The sequence below is a fragment of the Ningiella ruwaisensis genome, from assembly GCF_004798935.1.
In the GTDB taxonomy this organism is placed as follows: domain Bacteria; phylum Pseudomonadota; class Gammaproteobacteria; order Enterobacterales; family Alteromonadaceae; genus Glaciecola; species Glaciecola ruwaisensis.
This window is the reverse complement of record NZ_RAHT01000003.1, coordinates 595,854-613,744: the sequence shown is the minus strand read 5'-3', so window position 1 is coordinate 613,744 and position 17,891 is coordinate 595,854. Positions and strand designations below refer to the sequence as shown.

Annotated in this window: 18 protein-coding genes and 1 tRNA gene; 6 read left to right on the top strand and 13 right to left on the bottom strand. The window is 42.7% G+C overall.

The annotated features are described in order from the left end of the window. Positions 1 to 51 precede the first annotated feature (51 nt). From rpoB to rplK, 5 genes are all read right to left on the bottom strand, one after another. Positions 52 to 4,080, bottom strand: a complete 4,029-nt coding sequence (gene rpoB, locus D6V41_RS09020; protein ID WP_136251129.1) for a DNA-directed RNA polymerase subunit beta — start codon at positions 4,078 to 4,080, stop codon at positions 52 to 54. Positions 4,081 to 4,353: 273 nt separating this feature from the next. Continuing rightward, on the bottom strand, positions 4,354 to 4,731 hold the full coding sequence (gene rplL, locus D6V41_RS09015; protein ID WP_136251128.1) for a 50S ribosomal protein L7/L12: 378 nt from the start codon (positions 4,729 to 4,731) through the stop codon (positions 4,354 to 4,356). Positions 4,732 to 4,784: 53 nt separating this feature from the next. Then, entirely contained in the window at positions 4,785 to 5,303 is a 519-nt protein-coding gene (gene rplJ, locus D6V41_RS09010; RefSeq protein ID WP_136251127.1) for a 50S ribosomal protein L10, read from the bottom strand. Between the two features lie 301 nt (positions 5,304 to 5,604). Next, positions 5,605 to 6,306, bottom strand: a complete 702-nt coding sequence (gene rplA, locus D6V41_RS09005) for a 50S ribosomal protein L1 (RefSeq protein WP_136251126.1) — start codon at positions 6,304 to 6,306, stop codon at positions 5,605 to 5,607. 4 nt (positions 6,307 to 6,310) lie between these two features. After that, positions 6,311 to 6,739, bottom strand: a complete 429-nt coding sequence (gene rplK, locus D6V41_RS09000; protein ID WP_136251125.1) for a 50S ribosomal protein L11 — start codon at positions 6,737 to 6,739, stop codon at positions 6,311 to 6,313. A 721-nt stretch (positions 6,740 to 7,460) separates the two neighbouring features. Between rplK and D6V41_RS08995 the strand changes: the two genes are divergently transcribed. The 3 genes from D6V41_RS08995 to D6V41_RS08985 are packed head-to-tail and all read left to right on the top strand — an operon-like array spanning position 7,461 to position 10,853. Then, entirely contained in the window at positions 7,461 to 7,985 is a 525-nt protein-coding gene (locus tag D6V41_RS08995) for a hypothetical protein (protein ID WP_241664486.1), read from the top strand. Continuing rightward, positions 7,963 to 9,243, top strand: a complete 1,281-nt coding sequence (locus tag D6V41_RS08990; protein ID WP_136251124.1) for a porin — start codon at positions 7,963 to 7,965, stop codon at positions 9,241 to 9,243. The genes D6V41_RS08995 and D6V41_RS08990 overlap by 23 nt, the downstream gene beginning before the upstream one ends. Positions 9,244 to 9,260: 17 nt before the next feature. Continuing rightward, a complete protein-coding gene (locus D6V41_RS08985) occupies positions 9,261 to 10,853 on the top strand; it encodes a sensor domain-containing diguanylate cyclase (protein ID WP_136251123.1) in 1,593 nt (530 codons plus the stop codon). Between the two features lie 116 nt (positions 10,854 to 10,969). Here the strand turns inward: D6V41_RS08985 and D6V41_RS08980 are convergent, their stop codons facing one another. Then, positions 10,970 to 11,500, bottom strand: coding sequence for a fasciclin domain-containing protein (locus D6V41_RS08980; protein WP_136251122.1), 531 nt, complete (start codon positions 11,498 to 11,500; stop codon positions 10,970 to 10,972). Between the two features lie 214 nt (positions 11,501 to 11,714). On the opposite strand from D6V41_RS08980, the gene D6V41_RS08975 reads away from it, so the two are divergent. Further along, the gene (locus D6V41_RS08975) at positions 11,715 to 12,566 is read left to right on the top strand and encodes a platelet-activating factor acetylhydrolase IB subunit (protein ID WP_241664485.1); all 852 of its coding nucleotides are present in this window, start codon (positions 11,715 to 11,717) and stop codon (positions 12,564 to 12,566) included. Positions 12,567 to 12,645: 79 nt separating this feature from the next. Here the strand turns inward: D6V41_RS08975 and nusG are convergent, their stop codons facing one another. From nusG to D6V41_RS08950, 5 genes are all read right to left on the bottom strand, one after another. Next, positions 12,646 to 13,182: a transcription termination/antitermination protein NusG gene (gene nusG / locus D6V41_RS08970; RefSeq protein ID WP_136251121.1), complete on the bottom strand. Its 537-nt coding sequence runs from the start codon at positions 13,180 to 13,182 to the stop codon at positions 12,646 to 12,648. A 1-nt stretch (position 13,183) separates the two neighbouring features. Continuing rightward, entirely contained in the window at positions 13,184 to 13,561 is a 378-nt protein-coding gene (gene secE, locus D6V41_RS08965) for a preprotein translocase subunit SecE (RefSeq protein ID WP_136251120.1), read from the bottom strand. A gap of 57 nt (positions 13,562 to 13,618) precedes the next feature. Next, positions 13,619 to 13,695: transfer RNA gene (locus D6V41_RS08960), tRNA-Trp, on the bottom strand. Between the two features lie 200 nt (positions 13,696 to 13,895). Continuing rightward, positions 13,896 to 14,366, bottom strand: coding sequence for a YchJ family protein (locus tag D6V41_RS08955; RefSeq protein WP_136251119.1), 471 nt, complete (start codon positions 14,364 to 14,366; stop codon positions 13,896 to 13,898). Positions 14,367 to 14,396: 30 nt separating this feature from the next. Continuing rightward, a complete protein-coding gene (locus D6V41_RS08950; protein WP_136251118.1) occupies positions 14,397 to 14,885 on the bottom strand; it encodes a cupin domain-containing protein in 489 nt (162 codons plus the stop codon). Positions 14,886 to 14,999: 114 nt separating this feature from the next. On the opposite strand from D6V41_RS08950, the gene D6V41_RS08945 reads away from it, so the two are divergent. After that, positions 15,000 to 15,674, top strand: a complete 675-nt coding sequence (locus D6V41_RS08945; protein ID WP_136251117.1) for a nitroreductase family protein — start codon at positions 15,000 to 15,002, stop codon at positions 15,672 to 15,674. 62 nt (positions 15,675 to 15,736) lie between these two features. Here the strand turns inward: D6V41_RS08945 and D6V41_RS08940 are convergent, their stop codons facing one another. Both D6V41_RS08940 and D6V41_RS08935 read right to left on the bottom strand, forming a co-directional pair. Further along, the gene (locus tag D6V41_RS08940; RefSeq protein ID WP_136251116.1) at positions 15,737 to 16,321 is read right to left on the bottom strand and encodes a hypothetical protein; all 585 of its coding nucleotides are present in this window, start codon (positions 16,319 to 16,321) and stop codon (positions 15,737 to 15,739) included. After that, positions 16,302 to 16,883 carry a pesticin C-terminus-like muramidase gene (locus D6V41_RS08935; RefSeq protein WP_136251115.1) on the bottom strand — a complete coding sequence of 194 codons (582 nt, stop codon included), beginning with the start codon at positions 16,881 to 16,883 and terminating at the stop codon, positions 16,302 to 16,304. Before D6V41_RS08935 ends, D6V41_RS08940 begins: the two co-directional genes overlap by 20 nt. Before the next feature lie 409 nt (positions 16,884 to 17,292). On the opposite strand from D6V41_RS08935, the gene D6V41_RS08930 reads away from it, so the two are divergent. Next, positions 17,293 to 17,883 (top strand): Pvc16 family protein, encoded by a 591-nt coding sequence (locus D6V41_RS08930; protein WP_136251114.1) that lies wholly within the window; start codon positions 17,293 to 17,295, stop codon positions 17,881 to 17,883. The last annotated feature ends 8 nt before the right edge of the window (positions 17,884 to 17,891 follow it).

Below are 17,891 nucleotides of genomic sequence, written 5' to 3'. Positions count from 1 at the left end.
ACACTGGGCCAACCTGTCTATTTGCTCGCTTTCACGTTTTGCGAAAGCTGCTTATTGCTCTTCAAGCTCGATGTTGATACCCAATGAACGGATTTCTTTCAACAATACGTTGAAGGATTCTGGCATGCCAGGTTCCATTCTGTGGTCGCCGTCTACGATGTTCTTATACATCTTAGTTCGGCCGTTCACATCGTCTGACTTCACAGTAAGCATTTCTTGCAAGGTATAAGCAGCACCATATGCTTCTAGTGCCCACACTTCCATCTCACCAAAGCGCTGACCACCAAATTGTGCTTTACCACCAAGCGGTTGCTGAGTTACCAAGCTGTAAGAGCCAGTAGAGCGTGCGTGCATTTTGTCATCCACTAAGTGGTTGAGTTTGAGCATGTACATATAACCAACGGTTACAGGACGCTCAAATGCACGACCGGTACGACCGTCGAACAGGGTGATTTGGCCAGACTCTGGAATGTCTGCCAATTTAAGCATTTGTTTTATTTCTTCTTCGCGAGCACCATCAAACACTGGTGTAGCGACAGGAACTCCTTTACGCAAGTTCTCAGCCAAACGCTTAATTTCATCGTCAGAGAAAGTATCTAAATCCACTTCCTGATGAGACTCGCCCAAGCTGTAAACCTCTTTAAGGAATTCACGCAACTTCGCTACTTCTTGCTGCTCTTTGATCATGCGATCAATTTTCACACCAAGACCATGTGCAGCCATCCCCAGATGTGTCTCCAGGATCTGACCGATGTTCATTCGCGAGGGTACACCTAGCGGGTTAAGTACGATATCAACTGGTGTGCCATCAGCATCATAAGGCATATCTTCAACCGGCTGAATGGTTGAAATAACACCTTTGTTACCATGACGACCAGCCATTTTATCACCCGGCTGAATACTGCGTTTCACTGCAAGGTAAACTTTAACAATCTTAAGAACACCAGGCGCTAGGTCATCACCTTGGGTGATTTTACGACGCTTGGTTTCAAACTTCTTGTCAAAGTCATTTTTGATTTCAGCGTGTTGCTCTGCTGCTTGGTCAAGTTCGGTTTGCGCATCTTCATCTTTCAATGCAATGTCAAACCACTTCTCGCGAGGCATGCTGTCAAGCTTAGCTTGATCAATGCCCGATTTAAGCAGAAGATTTTGTGCGCGAGCAAAAATACCGTCGGCCAGTATCTTAAATTCGTCACCCAAATCTTTCTTCACCTGACGAAGCTGCATTTCTTCAATTTCAAGTGCACGCTTGTCTTTTTCAACACCGTCACGAGTAAATACTTGTACATCAATAACCGTACCAGACACACTATTAGGTACACGTAACGACGTATCTTTAACGTCCGATGCTTTTTCACCGAAGATAGCTCTCAAAAGCTTCTCTTCAGGGGTAAGCTGAGTTTCACCTTTCGGTGTCACTTTACCTACTAGAATATCGCCGCCTTTTACTTCAGCACCAATATAAACAACACCTGACTCATCAAGTTTGCTCAACGCAGACTCACCTACGTTTGGAATATCAGCACTGATTTCCTCTGGACCAAGCTTGGTATCGCGCGCAATACAGCTTAATTCCTGAATGTGAATTGTAGTAAAGCGGTCTTCCTGAGCAACGCGCTCAGAAATAAGGATTGAATCCTCAAAGTTATAACCATTCCAAGGCATGAATGCGATTCGCATATTCTGCCCAAGTGCCAATTCGCCTAAGTCAGTAGACGGACCGTCGGCCAGTACGTCTCCTGCTACAACCGGCTCACCCACGTTGCAAGTAGGACGCTGGTTAATACAAGTGTTTTGGTTTGAACGGGTATACTTCGTCAAATTATAAATGTCGATTCCAGCTTCGCCAGGAACCATTTCATTATCATTCACTTTGACAACGATACGGCTTGCGTCAACGTAATCGACCGTTCCACCACGCTTGGCTACCACTGTTACGCCTGAATCAACAGCAACCGTTTTTTCCATACCGGTACCAACAAGCGGCTTGTCCGCACGAAGGGTTGGTACAGCCTGACGTTGCATGTTCGATCCCATCAATGCACGGTTCGCGTCATCGTGCTCCAAGAACGGGATGATACTGGCTGCGATAGACACGATTTGCTGAGGTGAAACATCCATGAACGTGATGTCTTCACGCTGAACAAGCGTCGTTTCACCACGTAATCGACACGGGATCAGATCTTCAACTAAGCCGTTGTTCTCATCTAGCAACACGTTTGCCTGTGCGATAGCGTATTGGCCTTCTTCGATGGCTGACAAATATTCGATATCGTCAGTGACCACGCCATCAACGATTTTACGATAAGGCGTTTCAAGGAAACCAAAGTCGTTAGTACGAGCAAAACTGGCAAGTGAGTTAATCAAACCAATGTTTGGACCTTCCGGTGTTTCGATAGGACATACTCGACCATAGTGAGTCGGGTGTACGTCTCGAACTTCAAAGCCTGCGCGTTCACGAGTCAAACCACCTGGACCTAAAGCAGAAATACGACGCTTGTGCGTCACTTCCGACAATGGGTTATTTTGATCCATAAACTGTGACAATTGGCTTGAACCGAAGAATTCCTTAACTGCAGCAGAAATTGGCTTCGCGTTAATTAAGTCTTGCGGCATCACATTATCAAGGTCACCTAAACTCAAGCGCTCTTTAACAGCGCGCTCAACGCGCACAAGACCAACACGGAACTGGTTTTCAGCCATTTCACCAACTGAACGAATGCGACGGTTACCTAAATGGTCAATATCGTCTACTTCGTCTTTACCATCACGAATGGTAATAAGCTGCTGCATAACAGCAACGATGTCGTCTTTATCAAGCGTACCTGAACCTGTTGATTCTTCGCGACCTAAACGACGATTGAACTTCATTCGACCAACAGCCGATAAATCATAGCGATCTTCAGAGAAGAACAGGTTATCGAAAAGGTTTTCGGCAGCGTCCTTCGTAGGTGGCTCACCAGGACGCATCATGCGATATATTTCAACCAAAGCTTCTAAACGATTGCTTGAAGGGTCGATACGGATAGTATCTGAAATATAAGAACCGTGATCAAGTTCGTTGATGTAAAGCGTGTGGAACTCTTTAATTCCAGCCGCTTTCAAAGCGTCTAATATTTCAAGCGTGATTTCGTCATTCGCGTTTGCGATGACTTCGCCGGTTTCTTCGTTAATATAGGTTGAAGCGATTACACGGCCTAAGAGATATTCCGCCGGAACTGGCAACTCTTTCACTTTTGCTTTTTCAAGAGCGCGTGTATGACGGGCCGAAATTCTGCGCCCCTCTTCAACGATGACGTTGCCTTTCGCATCGACAATATCAAATTGCGCTGTTTCACCACGGAGGCGATCAGCGACAACATCCATCATAAAGTTTTCATCCGCAACGCGAACAGAGACTTTATCGAAGAATAAATCAAGGATTTCTTCCGTACCCATTTCCAGGGCTCGAAGAATAATAGTGGCAGGTAACTTTCTGCGACGGTCTATACGCACAAACAAGTTGTCTTTTGGATCAAACTCAAAGTCTAACCATGAACCACGGTATGGGATAACTCGTGCGTTGTATAATACTTTACCCGAGCTATGCGTTTTGCCTTTATCGTGATCAAAGAACACACCAGGTGAACGGTGGAGCTGAGATACAATAACTCGCTCAGTACCATTGATAACAAAGGTCCCATTTTCCGTCATTAACGGAATTTCACCCATGTACACTTCTTGTTCTTTTATATCTTTTACTGTACCGGGGGCAGCTTCTTTATCAAATAATACGAGTCTTAATTTCACGCGTAGAGGTGCGGAATAAGTCACACCACGGATCTGACATTCTTTAACATCAAATACGGGCTCACCTAAACGGTAAGACACATATTGGAGCTCTGAATTACCAGAATAACTCTTGATGGGAAAAACTGAACGGAAAGCCGACTCAAGGCCGTACTGACCTTCGGGATCCAATTCTATGAATTTCTTAAATGAATCTAATTGTATTGATAGAAGGTATGGAATTTCCAATACCTGTGGGCGTTTGCCAAAATCCTTACGGATACGTTTTTTTTCACTATAAGAGTAAACCATGGGTTCCTCAGCCGACTGATTTTAGACCCAACCTGCTACACCACTTCAATTGTGTAACAAACTTCCAGTACCCTTTTAGGGAACATTGCTTAAGATTAAACCAAAACAGCCGATAATGCTGTAGGGAAATCATAAACTTATGCAATTTTCCAGCGCTTTTATTGTGATTATAATGAAAGGGTAAAAATTATAATTTATATAGCGCAAAAAGGCAGATGGTTAAAAACCATCTGCCCAAGCCTTAATACAGGCCGATTAAGCAATTAATATTAATTACTTAACTTCAACTTCAGCGCCAGCTTCTTCAAGCTGCTTCTTCAGTTCTTCTGCTTCTTCTTTAGAAACGCCTTCTTTGATTGCCTTAGGTGCAGACTCTACCACTTCTTTCGCTTCTTTCAAGCCAAGACCGGTTGCACCACGTACAGCTTTGATTACAGCAACTTTGTTTCCACCGAATGAAGTAAGTACTACGTCAAACTCAGTTTTCTCTTCTGCTGCTGCTTCGCCGCCTGCTGCAGGACCAGCTGCAACTGCAACTGCTGCTTGTGCAGATACGCCGAACTTCTCTTCAGCTGCTTCAATCAACTCTACCAGTTCCATAACTGGCATTTCAGCGATTGCGTTCAATATGTCTTCTTTTGTTAGAGCCATTTCTCTAAACTCCTGGGTATAATGTTAAAAAATTAAAATTCCAAAAACGCCAATTACTTGGTGTCTTTGATCGCCGCCAATACACGAGCAAATTTAGCTGGTACTTCGTTAACAGTTTGAACGAACTTACCAACTGGTGCTTTGAAGGTAGCAAGTAGTCGAGCCAATGCTTCATCACGGGTAGGTAATGATGCTACTGCGTCCAATTTATCTGGACCTAGTAAACCACTACCAATAGATAACGCAGTTACCTTTAACTTATCATTTCCCTTGGCAAAGTCTTTGAAAAGACGTGCCGCACCGCCTGGTGCATCAATAGAGAAACCATAAATTAATGGACCGGTTAAAGCCGAGTCGATGTCAGCAAACTTACTGTCGGCCAATGCACGCTTTGCAAGTGTGTTACGAATAACACGTAGATACACACCTTGCTCACGAGCTTTAACGCGAAGGTCAGTAAGCTCAGCTACTTCCATACCACGGTATTCAGCGACGGCAACGGATAGAGCGTTAGATGCAACATCGGAAACCTCTGCCACAATCTCTTTTTTAGCTGCTAAGCCTAATGCCACTGCTTTCACCTCTTAAAATCTGATAATTTGCTAGCCACACCATGTGGGTTGCGCCTCATCAGGGTTTACAGATTGATATCAACGTACTCAAATAAGCTTGTCGATACCGCTCTACGGTGTACATTCCCAGAGAGTCTGAGTCATACCACCGTCTGCGCAGGCAATTAATTAAGTCGGTCATTGAATGCGGGAGTTCTCTTACCTCTCCTGCTGACTAACACCTGCGGTCTTGGACGGGAGCCGCTGCGAATACTTTCGTATTTTGCATGGCTCCAACCCATAACCTTAAAGAGTAATAAGCTTAAGCTTGTGAACCAAGAGAACCTTGATCAAGCGTCACGCCCGCACCCATAGTGGTGCTTAAGCTTACTTTTTTGATATATGTGCCCTTAGCTGAAGAAGGCTTGGCTTTTCTAAGCGCTTCTAATAAAGCTTCCAGGTTTTCTTTAATTTGCTGTTCTTCAAACGCTATTTTACCAATACTTGCGTGAATAATACCGTTTTTGTCGTTACGGTATCTGACCTGACCTGCTTTAGCATTCTTAACCGCTGTTGCAACGTCTGGAGTAACCGTACCGGTTTTAGGGTTTGGCATCAAACCACGAGGACCCAAGATTTGACCAAGTTGACCAACAACACGCATTGCGTCCGGGCTGGCAACCACTACGTCAAAGTTCATTTCGCCTTTTTTAACCTGCTCTGCAAGGTCGTCCATACCAACAATGTCAGCACCGGCTTCTTTTGCAGCTTCTGCGTTTGCACCTTGAGTAAATACAGCAACACGCACATCTTTACCCGTTCCGTTAGGTAATACAGTTGCACCACGAACGTTCTGGTCAGATTTACGTGCGTCAATTCCAAGATTAACCGCAACGTCAATGCTTTCAGGGAATTTAACTTTTGAAAATTCTTTTAATAATGCCACCGCTTCGCTAATTGAATACTCTTTAGTTGAGTCTACTTTTTCTGCGATTGCGCGCATGCGCTTGCTTAATTTAGCCATTCTATTAGCCCTCTACCTTTAAGCCCATGCTACGAGCAGAACCCGCGATGGTATTTACTGCCGCATCTAAGCTGGCCGCAGTTAAATCTGGTTCTTTTGTTTTCGCGATTTCTTCTAACTGAGCGCGAGTCACCGTGCCTACCTTCTCGGTATTAGGACGGCCAGAACCACTTTTTATTCCTGCTGCTTTCTTAAGCAAATAAGAAGCTGGAGGCGTTTTTGTTTCAAAGGTAAATGAGCGATCTTCGTACACTGTAATTACAACAGGTACAGGAGCGCCTTTCTCTAAAGATTCTGTTTTGGCATTGAACGCTTTACAGAATTCCATGATGTTAACACCGTGTTGACCTAACGCTGGACCAACTGGTGGAGACGGGTTTGCGGCACCCGCACCGACTTGTAGCTTGATTAAGCCAGAGACTTTCTTTGCCATGATATTTATGCTCTCTAATTTGTGGGTTAAACGCCTAATAGATATAGAGAATATCTACTTCGCCGGCTCCCCATCCATAAAAAAGGGCGCAAAGTATAGGTTTTTTAATAGATAGAAGCAAGGATTAATTGCTCATAAACTAACATTTTTGCGTTATTTTTGTTGATTTCAAAAACGAGCGAATAAGATGTCTGCTTTTAAAAATATACAAAGGTATGAAAACTTAAAACTTTCTGTACGCAAATCATACAGATAGTGAGCGTGAAAAGCACTATAATATTCATATAGAAATATTTGCAAGTTCCTGTAGCTGGTCAAATTAGCAAAGGTTTACTTATCTCGTGCTGTTTATTAGCCAAAGCGCTTTTTTACTGGCAATAATATTTTGTGCCACGATCATCGGTAATGCGCTCCTTTGCCTTGTATACAGCACAATTCCTTTAAAATGTCTTTACTTTATTTTATGGCACAAAATATGCTTACATATGCTTAAAAAATACCTAGTATGTATAGATATGCTTAAACAGTCTTGTATAAAAGCCATATAAGATAAAGCGCTATAAATTCGCATATCACAGCCAATTAATTGACGGTTTAGTGCTTCAGTTAAGTCTGTTGAGAATAGTTTGGTTGAATGCGCGAAAGCCTTAATTACACATTTAGACTCGATATTTGTTGAATAAATAGATAAAAGTCAGAACAAGAGAAATTTGAATCACCGATGATCTACCCTTTCGATAAAGTTTTTAGAACAGTTAAACGCATTGCATTGCACTTGCGTCGTTCTGCTTTATCTATTTTTTCCATACCGTTGCTGACAACCGTGCCCCTATTGCTGTCATTCAATGTGAATGCCTATGTTTCTGAAGATGGCACAAGTGACAATTTAGTTGTTGTTGTTAGCACGAATAACAGTACATCGTCACTTTCCAAAAAGGACGTCATCGACATCTATATGGGAAGATTTAATACCTTTCCAAATGGCGATAAGGCCGAACCCATCGACCTGAGCGAGGGGAGTGCCGAAAAGCGAGTTTTTTACGAACAGCTCGTTGGCAAATCTGAGCGCAAAGTAAAGGCTTACTGGTCTCGACTCTTATTTTCTGGTCGTGCCAGCCCCCCATTGCAAGCTAATTCACCAAACGAAGTTAAAGCGCTATTAAATGAATCTGCAAACGCGATTGCATATATTCCGCAGTCAGATGTTACACCGGAGATGAAAATTGTTTATCAGCTTAATAAATAGCACTCGTTTGAGTCTCTTTATATTAATCGTATGCTCTGCAACTGTTGTAAGCGCCAGCGATGACCTGGAATTTAAGTTCAGCGGCTTTGCCAATATCGGTGTGACCTATGCAGAAGGTGAAACCTATGGATTTAGAACCCAGTTGCTAAACGCTGGCCGCGACGGATTTTCACTAGCTCCCGACACATTGTTAGGTTTGCAACTTAACACATCCCTGAGCACCAATTTTGATGCCGTTGTTCAATTTGTCATTCAAGATAGATCTAACAACAATTTTTCAAATTATTTAGAACTTGCCTTTTTGCGCTATCAGTTGAGTCGAAATGTAGATATCAGGGCGGGACGCTTTAGTACAAATAGCTATTTATACACCGATTTTCGCTATGTGAGTCAAGCCACGTATTGGGTCAGGCCCCCATTGGAAATGTACTCAACCGTTGGTTCTTTGGGTAATATGGATGGCGCTCAGTTGAGTTACACCTATCCTCTAGACTTTGGCGCTGCCAAGATAAGTGCTGCATACGGTTTAAGCGAACTGAATAACGACTCAGATGATGGTCCATTCAGAGCAAAATATGAGGACTTGTACGTATTAAACCTTGAACTTCAATCGAACGATTGGCGCATTCAGGGTGCGTATATCAACGCACGATTGAACGATATTCGATTTGCTGGTAGCGACGAAGTGCGGCTAGCGCCATTCACCGCACCTGAAATAGTCCGGCCTGTTTTTGTTCAAGTTGCACGAGCCATCATTCCTGAAGGTGAGCGCGTAAGCTATTATTCGATTAGTGGCAAGTACTATCTTGATGAGCTGGAATTTACTGCCGAATACGGTGATTATGACAGCGACTGGGCGCTCTCCAGTGCGTCTCAATTTGGATATATATCAGCGGCATATAATTTAGGTATGTTCACTCCTTTCGTTACGCTCGCTGCACACAACAGAGATTCAGATCCTGAAATTGTTAATACGCAGAGTTTGATAGCGTCTTTGCCTCGAGATTTGGGCGCGTTTGTAGCTTTATCGATTGAACCTGCCAATGAAGCATCAAAAGATGCATCTATTGATCAGCGTTCACTTAGCGTTGGTTTTCGTTGGGATTTCAATGCTGATTGGGCTTTTAAAGCCCAGATAGACCATTTTAAAATAGGCGAAAACGGCAGTGGACTTTTTTCAATCGAGAAAGGACTCGGCGCACCTGATGAGAAAACGTCATTTAATGTAGCAAGTTTTGGCATAACGACTACCTTTTAGTTTGAGGTAATTTTTATATGTCATTATCCTTTAGAATATCCATCGTAATTGGACTGATTGCCATAGCACTCTCTGCTCTGGTGGCAAGCATCAATTACCATTTTCAAATTAAGCAGGCGCAGCATCAGGGCGAGCAACTTGTTATGCAAATGGCGCAAAACGATGCGGGTACTGCATCAATTGCAGCGTATTTATCTGATGTCGAATTAGCAAAGGAGATTGCTCAAGGTCTGGCAGCAAACGATTTAGTCGCAAGGGCGACAGTGTATTCTCAAACAGAGCAGATAAGCTTGGCGGGCAGGTCCAGGTTTACCAGCAATGCAATTGATGTGGTGCTATTCAATCCATTTGATGAGACCGAGAAGATTGGTATGCTCCGCGTCGAGCCAGATCTTGACTTTATCGAACAACAAGCGTCAGTTAGCGCCTACCAAACAGCATTTACGCTAATTGGATTGAGTCTTTTAATAGCGATTATTGTAGGTTTGTTCGTAAGCCTGAAGTTGACTCGCCCTTTACGTCTGCTCAGTAACTCATTTAACAGCATTGATACGCAACATCCAGACAAAATGCAGGCTCTTGACCTTCGATATTATAAACGAGATGAGATTGGTAAACTGATTCGCACCACAAACAAACTCATCGAAGCTTTACAAGATCAGTTTTTATCAGAAAAACAGCTAAGAGAAACCACCGAAGAATTACAAAAACGCTTTCGGCTTCTATTTGAAAAAGCAACGGCGGGAATAGCGCTACTGACTCACTCCGGCGAGATAAATATTGCGAATCCAGCCTTTTACGAAGTGTTTGAAAACGACGGTTCAGCTACGAATTTCATTGATTTTTTTGATTCTAAAGCGGATGTGCTATCGCTACTCAACACCCTTGATACTGACGAACATTTAACTCAGTTAGAAGAAGACTTTTCATTGCACATCAATGGAAGTAAACGTTATGTGCACTGTCTTTTTTCCAAAATACTGGATAGCAGAGAAACCGATAGACAAGATTCTGATCACCTTATTGAAGTGATAATTTATGATATTACCGAACGAAGAAAACAAGAACTGAAAGCACGATATGAAGCAGACCATGATTCACTTACAGGATTAATGAATCGGCGCTCTGGTCAAGCATCCTTGACTCAGCTGTGCGCACAGTCAATTGACAAGCACTGCTGTTTCGCACTGATGATGATAGATCTTGATAAGTTCAAGCCAGTGAATGACACCTACGGACACGATGCAGGTGATGTCGTACTTCGTGTTATAAGTGCGAGATTACAAACCCGGCTGCAGTCTGAAGACGCTGTTTTTGTGCGCTGGGGTGGCGATGAATTTTTACTCGGCATCAAAGTCATTAACAATGAGGCCTTGGACTTAATTGCAAAACACGTGCTTGAAGATATACAAAACGATATCAGGATAGACGACAATACAAAAGTAGTAATCGGGGCGAGTATCGGCATCATTACTTATTCGCCTCAACAGCATCAATCAGATGAAAGTTTGTCGATTGATAATTTAATAAATCAGGCCGACGAGTTGATGTACACAATAAAGCAACAAGGCAGAAATCGATTTGTTATCGAAGGATCGAAAAGTTCATGAATGAAAGAATCGAAGCTCAACATAGCGCATCTTTTTAGAAACGTGAGCAGTGTCAAACATAAAAAAGTGTGCAAATTGCACACTTTTTTATCGCTTGTACAGTAATGAGTTAATGATTAACTCTTTGGCAAAATCACTTGGTCGATAACGTGAATTACGCCGTTACTTGCGCCAATATCTGTCGCGGTAACAGTCGCATCGTCTACTTTTACTGTTTCACCATCTACAGTTACGGTTATAGCCTGACCTTGCAATGAATTAGCCGAATCGACCATCACTACATCAGATGCGGTGACTTTCCCGGGTACGACATGATAGGTCAACACTTCAATCAACTTTTCTTTGTTTTCAGGCTTGAGCAAATCTTCCACAGTGCCTGGCGGTAGCTTTGCAAACGCTTCGTCAGTAGGAGCGAATACCGTTAAGGGCCCCTCTGCTTTGAGTGCATCAACCAAACCTGCGGCCTTCAAAGCAGCAACCAAGGTTGTAAAATTCTCATTCGACGCAGCAACATCAACAATGTCCATTTTTTCTTGCGTCTTATCCTTCATCTCATCCATTTTGTCCTTATGGTGATCTGCTAATGCTGAAAAACTTAATGCAGCCGCCATAAAGATACCACTGGCTTTTAACAATAATGCTTTCATGATGTTTCATCCCTCGATGTTATTATTTGACAAGTGTCGCTGATGAATACACAGCCGACAGGCTTTTCGGATTGAAGATTAAAATAGTTTAATTTTTGACCATGTTAGCGCAAAGCGAGAAAGAATCTTGTGCGGCTTCTACTAAAATTTTGTCGTCTCGATTATTATCTCGGAACAAGAAGTATTACCGTGATAAAACAAGCAGGTAAGGCATATGATGAAACGATTTAAGTATTTGGTCCTTTTTTTTATGACCGTTCATTTGGGGATGGCCACTATTATTTCGAATCCGGTGATTAGCGCAGTGAATCAGACAAGCGATACAGAAGAAAAAGAACAGAGCGCAAATTCAAATAGCGCAGAAAGCGCTAGTAGCTTAAATAGCATAAACAGCGAAACTCCCTTGTCGATAAGACCTTCAGTCCATACTGCAGAGTGGGCCGTAGACTGGTGGTTAGACCGTCACAAACAAAAATTGCAAGAAGTGAAAGACAGAGAGCAAGATATCGACTTGGTCTTTTTAGGTGACTCAATCACACATAATTGGGAATCGAAAGGTAAGGCTTTTTGGCAGGATTTTTACAAGCATCGCAAGGCGCTTAATCTGGGTTTTGGGGGAGACAGAACAGAACACCTACTGTGGCGATTGCAAAATGGTGCGGTCGATGGCATCTCGCCAAAGCTAGTTGTACTGATGATAGGAACAAATAACACCGGGCATCGACAGGATGCAGCGGCCGAAACCGCCCTTGGTGTTAAGACTATTCTACACGAACTAAAGACGCGTCTGCCAGACAGTAAAATCCTGTTGCTCGCAATTTTTCCGCGGGCTGAATCGCCAGAAGATGAGCTTAGAAAACTCAATGAAGCGGTGAACGCACAAATTCGCTCGTTCGCAGATAATCGTCAGGTGTTTTGGCTTAATATTAATCATCTTTTTGTGGATGAGAGCGGCATGTTATCAAAAGATGTTATGAATGATTTTCTTCATCCTGAATCGCCACAATATAAAATTTGGGCAGAGGCCTTAGAGCCTTATATAGTAAGATTTGTTGATAAGAGCTGATGAATCGCACTGCTTAAAATGAAAGCATAAAAAAACCCTCGCAAAGCAGACGCTATGCGAGGGTCTTTGAATCGAGGACTTAGCCTTTTTCTACTTGACCAAACTCTAGCTCGACTGGCGTTGAGCGACCAAAAATAAGCACCGACACTTTTAGGCGGCTCTTTTCGTAATCGACTTCTTCGACTACGCCATTGAAATCCGCAAATGGTCCATCGGTAACGCGCACCACTTCGCCCGGTTCGAAAAGCGTCTTTGGTTTTGGCTTATCAACGGATTCTTCCAGACGATTCAATATCGCATCTGCTTCACGTTTGCTGATAGGCATTGGACGGTCAGAGGTACCTCCAATAAACCCAAGGACTCGAGGAATACTTTTCACCAAGTGCCAAGAATCTTCGTTCATTTCCATTTCAACAAGAACATAACCCGGAAAGAATTTGCGCTCAGACTTTCGCTTTTGACCGGCGCGCATCTCTACCACTTCTTCCGTAGGAACAAGGATTTCGCCAAAGTACTCTTCCATACCGTGCATTTTGATATATTCTTCAAGCGTTTTTTTAACGCGTGATTCGTACTGAGAAAATGCCTGTACTACATACCACTTTTTTTCCGCCATGCTACGCTCCGATACCTGTAACTAATCCAATCGCCCAAACAAGCACCATGTCGATTAAATAAAGCATCAAACCGACAATTGCGGTAGCAGCTAAAATAATCAAGGTCATACGCACCACTTCCTGACGCGTCGGCCATACCACTTTGCGCACTTCGGTGCGTGCGTCTTTTGCAAACGTTAAAAACGTTTGCCCTTTTGTTGTAGTTGCTGCAATACCTAAAGCAACGACCACTATACCTACTGCTGCTAATGCGCGATAAAGCACTGAAATTTCTTCGTAGGTTTCATATCCGTAAACTAAACCACCTAACAATGCGAAAACTATTAGCCATTTTAAGATGTCTAATGGGTTAGATGAATTTTCTGCCTTTTCACTCATGAGTGTTACCTTAGCAAAACGCCCTTCATGCGGCGTTGAATCATTTGTTTGTAAAAGTGGCAGGGGCGGAGGGACTCGAACCCCCAACCGTCGGTTTTGGAGACCGCTGTTCTACCAATTCGAACTACACCCCTAAACTTTTACCGTAAACTGTATCAGTAACTATTGGCTGTAAATTAAACGTCAGCATCAAGTAGTTACACTACCCTTGTGAAGTTGAGATTTCGTTGGGAAATTGCAGCGTCATAAGGGAGGGACGCGTATTATACTTACCCCATCAAATGATACAAGCAAAAAGCGCAGTTTAATTCGATATCCGGCTCTCAATTTTCAATTACATACAACAGTGCTTAAATTTTTTTCCGCTATCGCAAAAGCATGCTTCGTTTCGCCCTGTTTTGAGTTTACCGGTCGTGCCCAGCAAATCTCCATTATCATATCGCCATTTCCCATTTTCCTGCACAAAATAAGAAAGCTCATGCAAACAATATATAGCGCGTCCATCTTGGTAAAAAGCCTTGAACTCAACGCTGGTTTCATGTGAATTGACCACGTTTAAATGTAACCATTTAGTACTCGCTGCCTGATGCTTTATGAAATCTACGCTGATATTCTGTTCGTTGCGTGCCCTTAATGAATAAGTGTTAACAATGTATTCAAAATTGTTGACGCAATAGGCAGTATAGCGGGAGCGCATCAATTGCTCACAGTTCAGTGCCGGCTTTTCATCGTTTAGGATGGGTAAACAACAATCCTCATATCGTTTCATACTTTTGCAGGGGCAATGTTGTTCGAGAAATATCATATTAATCCTTTTTAAATTGCGTGAATAAAGCTATTGGGCGTAGGGTTCACCTTTTTTATTTGTGAAGAACCAATGACCGTCTTCATTGAGGCTAGCGCATAAATCATCGTTTGGATAATCCACTCGATCATTTGATGTTCGATCACCTACCTCAATAAAAACGAGCAATTCATTGCCAGAATTTATAATTTGATGACCTGTACCTGAGTTCGCTTTAAAACCTATAACGTCACCTGCTGATATATTGAATAGTTTTTTACCCATCCTTACCTGACCAGTTCCACTCAGCACATATACGAATTCATCCTGTTTAGTATGTTTGTGAAAAAGTGCGGAAACAGCTCCACTCTGAAGCTCAGTAAGATTTACCCCAAAATTTGTCAGCCCAAAATGGTCACCAAGTTTACGCTTTTCTCTCCCTTGCATTTGCGAAGCATACGGCTCGGGATAATTTGATTTCTTAATCTGGGGAGCAATATCTTTGGCGCAAATAGGCGGTATTGTGTGTGTTCGCTTCATCAGAATTTCCCTAGTATGATTGTTGAAAATGATCACTGAGAGTGATTGTTAATTACGATGAATTTTACTAACTAGCTATAATCGACAATTAGCTTACAAAGAATAAGAGATTATATGAAAGCCCATGAAAATAAAGTGCTTGATGATTTTATCGAATATCCGCAACACGAAATGCTCAGTCGCTCAGAAACGTTTTTTGAAAATATTAAACGCCGTCACAGTATTCGCAGCTTCAGCAATCGGGCTGTTCCACAAGCGATTATTGAAAACTGCATAAAAGCGGCAGGCAGGGCACCAAGTGGTGCTAACCATCAGCCCTGGCATTTTGTCGCGATTTCATCGCCATATGTAAAAAGGCAGGTAAGAGAGCAAGCCGAAGCACACGAACAACGATTTTATGAAGGCTCTGCGGGTCAGCAATGGTTAGATGCACTGAAACCATTAGGCACCGATGCGCAAAAACCATATTTGGAAACCGCGCCTTGGTTAATTGCTATTTTCTCTCAGAAAAAAGGCGGCGTTGAAGCCGGACAAAAGCAGCAGAATTACTATATTCATGAATCAGTTGGTATTGCCACTGGCATACTCATTACAGCGTTACACAATGCAGGACTTGCAACACTGACTCATACGCCCAAACCCATGAATTTTTTATCAAAAATATGCCAGCGCCCTGATGATGAACGCCCTTACATGCTTATAATCGCAGGCTACCCCGATAAGGATGCAACTATTCCTTTGCATGCTTCAAAAAAGAAAAGTCTGGGTGAAATAGCGAGTTTCTTATAACACTCGTTTTAGTTCGCGACGACTCTCGTGACTCATTATTGTAATCAAGGCGCAAATATGGGCTAAAAGCCGCTTTGGTATAGAGGTATAAGGCCTTCGACAACTAATCCGGTTTCTGTATTTTTCGTCATCACAATGGCTGGAAAATACGCAATATAATTTCCTTGCAGGCCTTTATCAGACACCCAAACAAGGTGACGGCTTTTCGGTAATTGCCCTTTGTATTGCACCTCAATATTCACCAATTCATCTGTATAAGTGAGCAAAGCTTTTTCCAGCCACATATTAAAACCCGCCATGGAAAATGTCTCATCACCGTCAACCATAGGAGCAAGCGATAATGGCATACTGCGCACAGGCAGTTGATGGAAAATGGCTCTTACTACCGCGTTTTGATTTTCAGCCGGCTGCAAACTGCTATCAAGCGAACAACTTAAGTACTGAGACGATAACAACTGATTGGCATAGGTTTCAGCAATTTTAAACACGATACGCGCCTGATTATACGCTCTGCAGCTTTCAACATACTGGCCATTTTCTAATTGCAAGCGAGGCATAGCCGTTTTTTTTTCAGGAGCCGTCTGGCACGAAAAAACAAATAACGCTGAAAACAGGATTACCCAGCGCTTACGCATGCTTGCTTGCATAATCAGCCTCTTTGTTTCGCCTGGATGAGTAGCGGTCCCCAAAGTTGCGCAATTCTTTAATTGCAGCATGCCAATCTTGGGTCGTCACGCAGCGCCAAAAGCTTGGGCAACGTTTCGACGCGTTACCATACTGAAACTCCACGGAAGTAATAACGGTTTGCCATGCAGGCGGAATGTTTTCAAAGGGCAGATCACTGGCTTGATTATATCGTGCCTGTAATTGCTCGATAAACTGTCGTTTTATGCTCTGATTGATGACATTAGCCTGCGCTTGCGTAATTTCTAAGGGATGTTCGTCCAAAAATGCTTTAGCTTCCATCCCTTGAAGCCCCAAATAAGGTGTAAGCTTATCAATTAAATCCGGATTTAGCGGCAACGCGCGTAAATCAGATGCGTTTCTTGCACCTAAGTCAAATCCAACGGATATAGTCACGCCGCTTTTGCTATGTTCTGGGTCGGGAACATAGCCAGTGGTAAGACATCCTCCCTCCAATTGACTAATAAAATCAAAATCAATTTTGGGAAGCCGACTGGATGATTGATCACTTTGTGTTTGTGTCATAGTAACTCCGGGTAGTGTTTTTTATATACAGAACGTCTTACAGACAAGACGTTTCAATAAACAAGACGTTCTTACTGCAACACGTCTGGCTTGCCTAAATTTCAGCATTCTCGAAACACTTCCGAGAATATAACAAAAATAAATTTTTTATCGGATATTTATAATGTTAGCAGATTGTTAATACAATAGGGTTGACATTTAATTTCCGAACTACTAATACTAATAAGACGCTATGGAACAAGTTTAGTGCGAAAGCTGAATTTTCCTATTCAATGCTTTGATGACTTGTTGTTGATGTATCCCGCCTTAGGTCTCGCGTTCCGGAATTAGCCATAAATTTTAAATTTTTAGTGACATGCGTCGCAGGCGTTATTACGCCTTAAAAATGGTGACAGGGAGTTAGTGTGAGATGATCCACTCGGTGTTTGATTATCTTCGTGTAGAGTTGCGCGACCAGCTTGGTGTATCTGATACACAAGTCAGCATTGGGCATTTACACACCTTGCAAAGTTCTGATATCAATCCCGGCTTACGCCTGGCCCTTGTGAATATCGCGCACGAAACCAGCATGCGAAACCAGTCCCATGTTACTCGTACTCTAGCAGGGCAAAATTTCTATAAGCAGCCGCCTGTTTATCTCAATCTTTACATTTTAATGGCTTTTGATTTTGGCACGTATCAAACCGACTTGATTCGCTTATCCCAAGCCATGGCGTTTTTTCAAGACAAGCCATTTTTTGAGTCAGAAAACGCCAGAGCCAGTAATCCCTTTCCTGATGAACTGTCTCGCATCATTTTGGATTTACATACCGTCGATTTTGAAAAGCTCAATCACATCTGGGGCATGTTGGGCGGCACCTACTTTCCAAGCGCCATATACAAAGCCAGACTTGTCAAAGTCGATGCTGATAATCAAGTGGACGCAACGCAAATTGATGAGATTTTGGTCACATCAAAATTTAAAACAAGCAATGATTCTGCAGAGTCAGATCAAGAATAAGAGTAAGA